The sequence below is a fragment of the Hydrogenispora ethanolica genome, from assembly GCF_004340685.1.
In the GTDB taxonomy this organism is placed as follows: Bacteria; Bacillota; UBA4882; order UBA8346; family UBA8346; genus Hydrogenispora; species Hydrogenispora ethanolica.
Window position 1 is genome coordinate 45,453 of sequence record NZ_SLUN01000040.1, and the last position, 7,353, is coordinate 52,805.

6 protein-coding genes are annotated in these 7,353 nt (G+C 48.2%); all 6 read left to right on the top strand.

Features of this window, described 5'->3' with window-relative positions; translation table 11 throughout:
- Nucleotides 1–6: 6 nt before the first annotated feature.
- Nucleotides 7–927, top strand: coding sequence for a carbohydrate kinase family protein (locus EDC14_RS22635; RefSeq protein WP_165908240.1), 921 nt, complete (start codon nt 7–9; stop codon nt 925–927).
- 55 nt (nt 928–982) lie between these two features.
- Nucleotides 983–2,308, top strand: coding sequence for an alpha-galactosidase (gene melA / locus EDC14_RS22640; RefSeq protein WP_132016703.1), 1,326 nt, complete (start codon nt 983–985; stop codon nt 2,306–2,308).
- A 150-nt stretch (nt 2,309–2,458) separates the two neighbouring features.
- Nucleotides 2,459–3,766, top strand: a complete 1,308-nt coding sequence (locus EDC14_RS22645; RefSeq protein WP_165908241.1) for an ABC transporter substrate-binding protein — start codon at nt 2,459–2,461, stop codon at nt 3,764–3,766.
- A 229-nt stretch (nt 3,767–3,995) separates the two neighbouring features.
- Complete coding sequence (locus tag EDC14_RS22650) at nt 3,996–4,790, top strand: carbohydrate ABC transporter permease (RefSeq protein ID WP_243663081.1); 795 nt, start codon at nt 3,996–3,998, stop codon at nt 4,788–4,790.
- Between the two features lie 27 nt (nt 4,791–4,817).
- The gene (locus EDC14_RS22655) at nt 4,818–5,636 is read left to right on the top strand and encodes a carbohydrate ABC transporter permease (RefSeq protein WP_132016709.1); all 819 of its coding nucleotides are present in this window, start codon (nt 4,818–4,820) and stop codon (nt 5,634–5,636) included.
- Nucleotides 5,637–5,741: 105 nt separating this feature from the next.
- On the top strand, nt 5,742–7,103 hold the full coding sequence (locus EDC14_RS22660) for a D-tagatose-bisphosphate aldolase, class II, non-catalytic subunit (protein WP_132016711.1): 1,362 nt from the start codon (nt 5,742–5,744) through the stop codon (nt 7,101–7,103).
- Nucleotides 7,104–7,353: the final 250 nt, after the last annotated feature.

Consider the following 7,353-nt stretch of genomic DNA (forward strand, 5'->3'; position numbering starts at 1 on the left):
AACCACTTGCCGGAATTTGATGTTTTAACATTGGCAGATCTCAATGTGGACTTGATCTTATCGGATGCCGCTCCCGAGTTTGGTCAGAAGGAGAAGATCATATCCGGGTATTTACTGGAGGTAGGCGGTTCCTGTCCGATCTTCGCCTGTCAGGCCGCAAAGTTGGAATTGAGGACGGCGGTGGCCGGAGCGATCGGGTCTAATCTGTTTGGCGATTTTATAATGGCCCGCCTGCGTGAATGCGGAGTGAATGTCAGTGAAGTCGAGGTGGTGGATGGACTGCGGACAGCCGCTAGTTTTGCGCTCTGCCGCGGCAATGACCGCGCCATCCTTACCGACATTAGCGGAATAACCGCCATGTCGCCCCAGCGCGTCACTGACCAGCTGTTAAGGAAGGCCGGCCATCTTCATGTGGGAAGTTATTTTCTATTAACCAATCTGCAACCCCATCTTCCGGAGATCGCCCGGCGGGCGAAACGTTTGGGCTTGACGGTCAGCCTGGACACGAATTGGGATCCCGCTGAGCAATGGCAGGGAGTCCGGGAGGTTTTAGAATTTACCGATCTGTTTTTGCCGAACGAAAATGAAATTTTGGCGATCACGGGGAGGCGGGATTTGGAGGCGGCGCTGGCGGAGGTGGCCCGGTTCGTTCCGTTGGTCGTGGTAAAAAGAGGTTCCCAGGGGGCCATCGCCTGCAACGGAAAGCGTACCTGGACCGTACCGGCTTATCAAGCGGATTATATCGATGGAGTGGGAGCCGGAGACAGTTTTGATGCCGGTTTTATAAAAGGTTACTTGAGCGGATTTTCTGTTGAAAGGTCCTTGCGCTTGGCTAGCTATTGTGGGGCGCAGAATACGACTGCCACGGGCGGCCTCAAAGGCCAACCGTATTGGAGAGACCTTCCTCAGGAATTTTTGGCGGAATGATAAATTCCGTCCGGGTTTATCGGGCTTTTTACTTTGAATCAAGGGAGGGGACAAAATGGCTAGGAAGATCGCATTTATCGGCGCCGGCAGTTTAGAGTTTACCCGGGAATTGGTCCGGGATATCCTGACTTTTCCGGCACTTGCCGGAAGCACGATAGCGTTAATGGATATCCATGCCGAACGGCTGGCTTTCGCGAAATCGGCCGTGGAAAAAATTGTCGCAGCCGGAAACTACCCGGCAAAAGTAATTGCAACCGATAATCGGGTTGAGGCCTTAAAAGGCGCTGATGCGGTACTTTGCACCATTCTGTCGGGCGGCGTGAACGTTTGGCGTCATGACATTGAAATTCCCCAAAAATACGGCATCGACATCTGTGTCGGCGACACCCGCGGACCGGCCGGCATTTTTAGGGCCTTGCGGACCATACCGGTGATGCTCGACATTTTAAAGGATGTGGAAGATCATTGCCCGGAAGCTGTTTTTTTAAATTATACCAATCCGATGGCGATGTTATGCCGGGCAATGCAGCAACAAAGCAAAGTCAAAGTGACCGGCTTGTGCCACAGCGTGCAAGGAACCGCTAAAATGCTGGCCCAATGGATTGGCGCTCCGTTTCAGGAGATCACCTACCTATGCGCCGGCATCAACCATATGGCGTGGTATTTGGAGTATCAATGGAAGGGGCGGGACGCTTATCCGCTGATTCGCGAAGCCCTTCAGAGACCGGAGATTTACAATGAGGAGATCGTGCGGAACGAGATGTTTCAACATCTGGGCTATTATACCACCGAATCCAGCGGCCATAGCTCCGAATATAATCCTTGGTTCCGCAAGAGACCTGATTTGATTGAAAAATATTGTTCTCCGGGCACGGGATGGAATCCGGGGCACCACGCTTATATTTTGCAAGAGTATCTTAAAGCGGAGTCGACTTGGAGAACGGATACTCAAAAATGGCTTGAGAGCGAGGAACCGGTTGATCTCCGGCGCGGGTTGGAATACGCGGCGTATATCTTGAATGCTACGCTTGGCGATGGGGAACTTTATAAATTCAACGGCAATGTGAGAAATTTCGGCCTCGTTGACAATCTGCCGCAAGGGTGTTGCGTCGAAGTCCCGGTTCTGGCTTCTCCGCGGGGGTTCGAGCCGATCTATGTCGGGCCGTTGCCGGCCAACGTGGCGATAATGACCCATGCCGCCGCAAGCTGTGAGGAATTGGCGGTTCAGGGCGGAATCGCGGGGGACCGGGATCTGATTTATCAGGCAATATATTTCGATCCGCTTACCGCGGCCGTATTAAGTCTGGCTGAGATCAGAAAAATGGTTGATGAGATGTTTATGATCAACAAAGATTGGTTGCCCCAGTTTAAGATCGGTTAATCCGAATGATTCGGAGGAGGATCTTGAGGCCGGTATGGAAAAGGAGGTGTTAAAAGCGTTTGAAAAAACGACCTTTAACCAGGGTTTGTCGGAACGTTTAGAAAGTACAAAATCATATTTGCTAGAAAATTGATGAAAGGGACGGTAGAAATGAAGAAAGCATATCGCCGGTTGTTTTTGGCAATCTTTTGTACCTTCATATTTTCCATAGCAATCAATTTTCATGGGCAACAAAGTTTTGCGGCAGGAGCCAAAAATGTAACCATTACTTATTGGACCCACGATGAACCCACTTTTTTGGCTGCGAACAAAGAGCTCATCGCCAGATTTGAAAAACAATATCCCAACATTAAAGTGAAACATCAGTATTTTCCCTACGATGTTTTAGAAGCCAAAGAAAAAGCGGCTTATGCCACAAAAAATGAAAGCGATGTCCAACAGATCTTTGGCAGTTGGGCGATTGAGTTCACCAAACATGGGCTTTTTGATGCAGTGCCGAAGAGCATGGCGGATGAGGCCAAACGCAAGTATTTCCAGGCTCCGCTGGGCGGTTATACCTTCCAAGGGAAACTATACGGCATTCCGCGCGAGTTTAATCTGGAAAACGGAGGGGTATTATACTATCCCAATGAAATAGCGGCGGCCGGATGGGAAAAATTCCCTGAAACGTATCAAGATTTGGTTGGTTTAGCCCAGAAACTTACCAAATATGACAGCAAGGGAAACATAACCCATTATGGGTTCGATTTTAGCTCGACGGACAATGTGCCTTACTTGTTCTTGTCATTAATTTTGCAACAAGGCGGCAACTACTGGAAGCCTGATAATGTCCATGTGACATTTACGACTCCGGAAGCAGAAAAGGCCATGCAGGCAATGGCGGATTTAATCCTAAAATATAAAGTTTGCGATATGAAACATAGCAATGACCCCAATGTCGATATCTCGGATTATTTCTTTAAAGGAACTTCAGGTATGTGTTTTCGGGGACCATGGGTTATCGCAAACGGCGTCAATACGTATAAGTTAAAGAATTTCCGATATGCTCCGATGCCTTCTTTTACCGGAAAATCTTTGGCTTTTGCCGCGGAATCGGGTTGGGGCGAAGTTGTATCAGCCCGGTCGAAAAATAAGAAAGCAGCTTGGACTTTTATTAAATTTATTACCTCCCAAAAGAACAATCTGCTCTTTAATTCCAAAACCTATACCATCCCCGCGGATAAATCCGTTGCCGCTTCGGCTGAGTTTATGAAAGCGAATCCCTTAATTAAGCCATCTTTGGATGTTTTGCCGTACGGAAGACCCATCGGTCCGCTGCAAAGCGTGGATCGGTTCAAACAAGAAATCGTTTATGCCCAGTTCCAAAAGGTGGTTGATAAAAAGATAGATATTAAAACCGCTTTAAAAGCCATTGAGACGCAGACGAACAGCATGATCGACGAACTACTTGCCCAATAACATCGCGGATCCATATAAAGGACGGAGGTGGTTTACGGTTCATCGATCCGTAAACCACCCGAGTATGAACGAATAACCATAGATTTGGGGGCAAACAGCCGTGAGCGATTTGGCCAAAAACGAAGATAAATCCCAAAAATCAAGTCTTTTTGCTTCACAACGCAAATTTGTTCTTTTCTCCCTGACACCGATCTTGTGCTTATTTATCCTCTTTTCTTTATTGCCGATCGTGCTAAGTTTGATTCTGGCCTTTTACAATTACTCGCCGTTAAATCCAAAACCGCCGTTTGTAGGCTTGCAAAACTTTATCAACTTATGGAGCGACCAGGTTTTTCATAAGAGTTTTTTTAATACCCTAAAATTCGTCGCCATCGCAGTGAGCGCCAACTTGGTTCTGGCGGTGCTGATTGCGGTTTCCATCAACAGCATTGCCAAGAAGTTTTTTAAGAACTTCTTTCGAACTTTATATTTTCTTCCGACCATCGCGCCATTGGTTGCAGTCTCCTTAATCTGGGCCACCATGTTCGATCCGAACTATGGAGTGGTCAACATGGTGCTTGGCCTCTTTGGCAAGCATACCATGATTTACTGGCTGACCAGCGATCGCCTGGCCTTGCTTTCAGTGGTGATTGTTACATTATGGGCGGATCTGGGCTATAATATCGTAATTCTCATGGCCGGTCTCGATTCAATCCCGAAGATGTTTTATGAAGCGGCCCGTATTGATGGAGCGAACCGTTTTCATACCTTCTGGGAGATTACCTTGCCGTTGCTCACCCGAACCTTGTTGTTTGTCTCGGTGATGACTGTGATATCGTATTTTCAAGTATTTACCCAGGTCCAAGTGATGACGAACGGCGGACCCGATTACTCATCCGAAGTGCTGGCTTTTACAATCTATAAAGATGCATTCCGGTTTATGAAAATGGGCTATGCTTCGGCAATATCGGTGATCCTTTTAGGAGTCATCATGGTCGTGTCGGTATTGCAACTAAAACTAGGCAAAGCGGATTGGGAGTATTAATCGGGCAATGAATGGGAGGTCGTGGAGATGAAAGAAGAAAAGTCAAATGGCTGGTTGACAATCATGCTTTGCATTGGCGCGGTGATCGTCATCTTTCCGTTTTTATGGACGGTCCTGTCCGCTTTTAAAACACCTTATGAAATTATTAAGATTCCTCCTAGTTTTTTTCCGGCCCGACTGTATTGGGGAGGATTTCAAAAAGTATTGTTTGAAGCCCCTTTTTTGTTGTGGATGGTCAATAGCTTATTGGTGGCGGTGACCACTACGGTAATTACGATGTTTACCAGCGCCTTGGCGGGGTATATTTACGCCAAATTTGATTTCCCCGGCAAACGTCTCAGTTTCCTGGCGATTCTCGCTACGCTGATGGTGCCTTTTGAAGTCATATTGATCTCAACCTATATGGTAGCGGACAAACTGGGCTTATTGAACTCGCTGGCGGGATTAATCGTTCCAGCCATGGTCAGCGCTTTCGGGATTTTTCTGTGCAAACAGTTTATTGAAGCCATACCGAGCGATCTGGTGGAATCCGGCAGGGTTGACGGTGCCTCCGAATTGCGTATTTTCTTTCAGATTATCGTTCCGGAGATCCGGCCGGTATTATCGGCCTTGGCTATTTTTACCTTTATGGGGAGCTGGAATAATTATTTATGGCCGCTGGTCGCTATAAATGATATGGAAAAGATGACGGTTCCGCTCGCCCTCTATTATTTCAATACGGCGCATGTTGCCCAATATAATGTGGTAATGGCGGCGGCGACCCTGATTATGATTCCGGTAATTATTGTTTATCTAATCTTCCAAAGACAATTCATCGAAGGGCTGGCCATGACCGGAATCAAATAAAAAGCCGGGCGCTTCCGATGATAATGGCCTCGCGCCGCTAGGAACCGCGGATGATGCAATTCGGTGAATCGCTTGAACCGTTATCATTACGAAAGGAATTTAGCCATGAAAGACGACCCGAATTTTTTCGAGCATCCATTGCTCAAAATGATCCAGCAACAAAAAGAAAGCCGTTCAGCAGGCATTTATTCCATTTGTTCCGCCAACCGGTTCGTAGTAGAAGCCGCAGTGAAGCAGGCTGAGTATGACCATTCGACGCTCCTGATTGAAGCGACTTCGAATCAGGTCAATCAGTTCGGCGGCTATACCGGGTTGAACCCCGCACGGTTCGTCGCTTATATTCGGAGTATCGCGGCGCAGATGGACTTTCCCGTCTCCCAAATCATGCTGGGCGGCGATCATCTGGGACCGAATCCCTGGCAAAATGAGGCGGCCTCCACTGCCATGGCTAAGGCCCGTGATATGGTCCGGGATTATGTTTTGGCCGGTTTTGAAAAGATACACCTCGATGCCAGTATGCGTTGTGCCGATGATCCCGGGGCTCGTTCCGGTCCCTTGGCGGATGAACTAATCGCCGAGCGGGCAGCGGAGCTATGCTTGGCGGCGGAGTCGGCTTACCGCAGCAATCAAACCAAGCTGAAAGCGCCTTTTTATGTGATTGGCACGGAGGTGCCCGTGCCGGGAGGAGCCCGCGAGGCTGGAGAATCGGTAGCGGCAACCAGAGCCGAAGCCGCCAGGCATACGATTGAAATAACCAAAAAGGCGTTTTATGACAGAGGTCTCCAATCCGCCTGGGAGCGGGTGATCGCATTGGTGGTCCAACCGGGCGTTGAGTTCGGCGATGAGGCGGTGTTTCGTTATCAAGCGGAAAAGGCCAGAGAGCTTTCGCAGCTGATTGAAGCATACCCTGGCTTGGTATATGAGGCGCATTCCACCGATTATCAGACTCGCCAAGCCCTTGGCGAAATGGTGAGAGATCACTTTGCGATTTTAAAGGTAGGGCCCGCCTTAACCTTTGCCTTCCGGGAGGCGGTTTTTGCTTTAGAAATGATGGAGAGCGAGTGGTTGACCGGAAAAACCGGAATCACCTTATCCCGCGTAAGGAATGTTCTGGATGAGGCCATGCTGGAGCAGCCGGGTTATTGGCAAAAACATTATCATGGCGATGCTTTCGATTTGCAATATGCCAGAAAATATAGTTTTAGCGACCGTTCCCGTTATTATTGGCTGCATCCCAGGGTCAATCAAGCATTGAACGTCTTGCTTTCGAATCTGTCCCAAACCGCCGTTCCCCTGACCTTACTCGATCAGTTTATGCCGCGCCAAGCTGCGGCAGTGGTGCAAGGAAAACTCAATAATCACCCGATTGGTTTAATCCACCACAAAATCATGGAGGTCATTTCCACATATGCCTCGGCATGCGGCTTTGGAAAAAAAGAACTGGAATTGGGGAAGAAAGCCCAATGAGCCTGGTCTCGTTCAAAGAACTATTCAACATTGGTTCGATCGAGGGTTATCTGCGGTTTTGATTTTTAACGGAAAACTTCGCCCTTGCCAACCTCCGCAAGGTCTTTCGGCCTTCCATGATGGTTATTCCTGAAGTTGTCAAGGAGAAGATTAACTTAACCTGTTGTGCTAGATGAAGTTAACCAAAGACAAGATGTTTGATCTTTGAAAACTGCATACTATGTCCGATAAGCATATTGATGAAATAGCA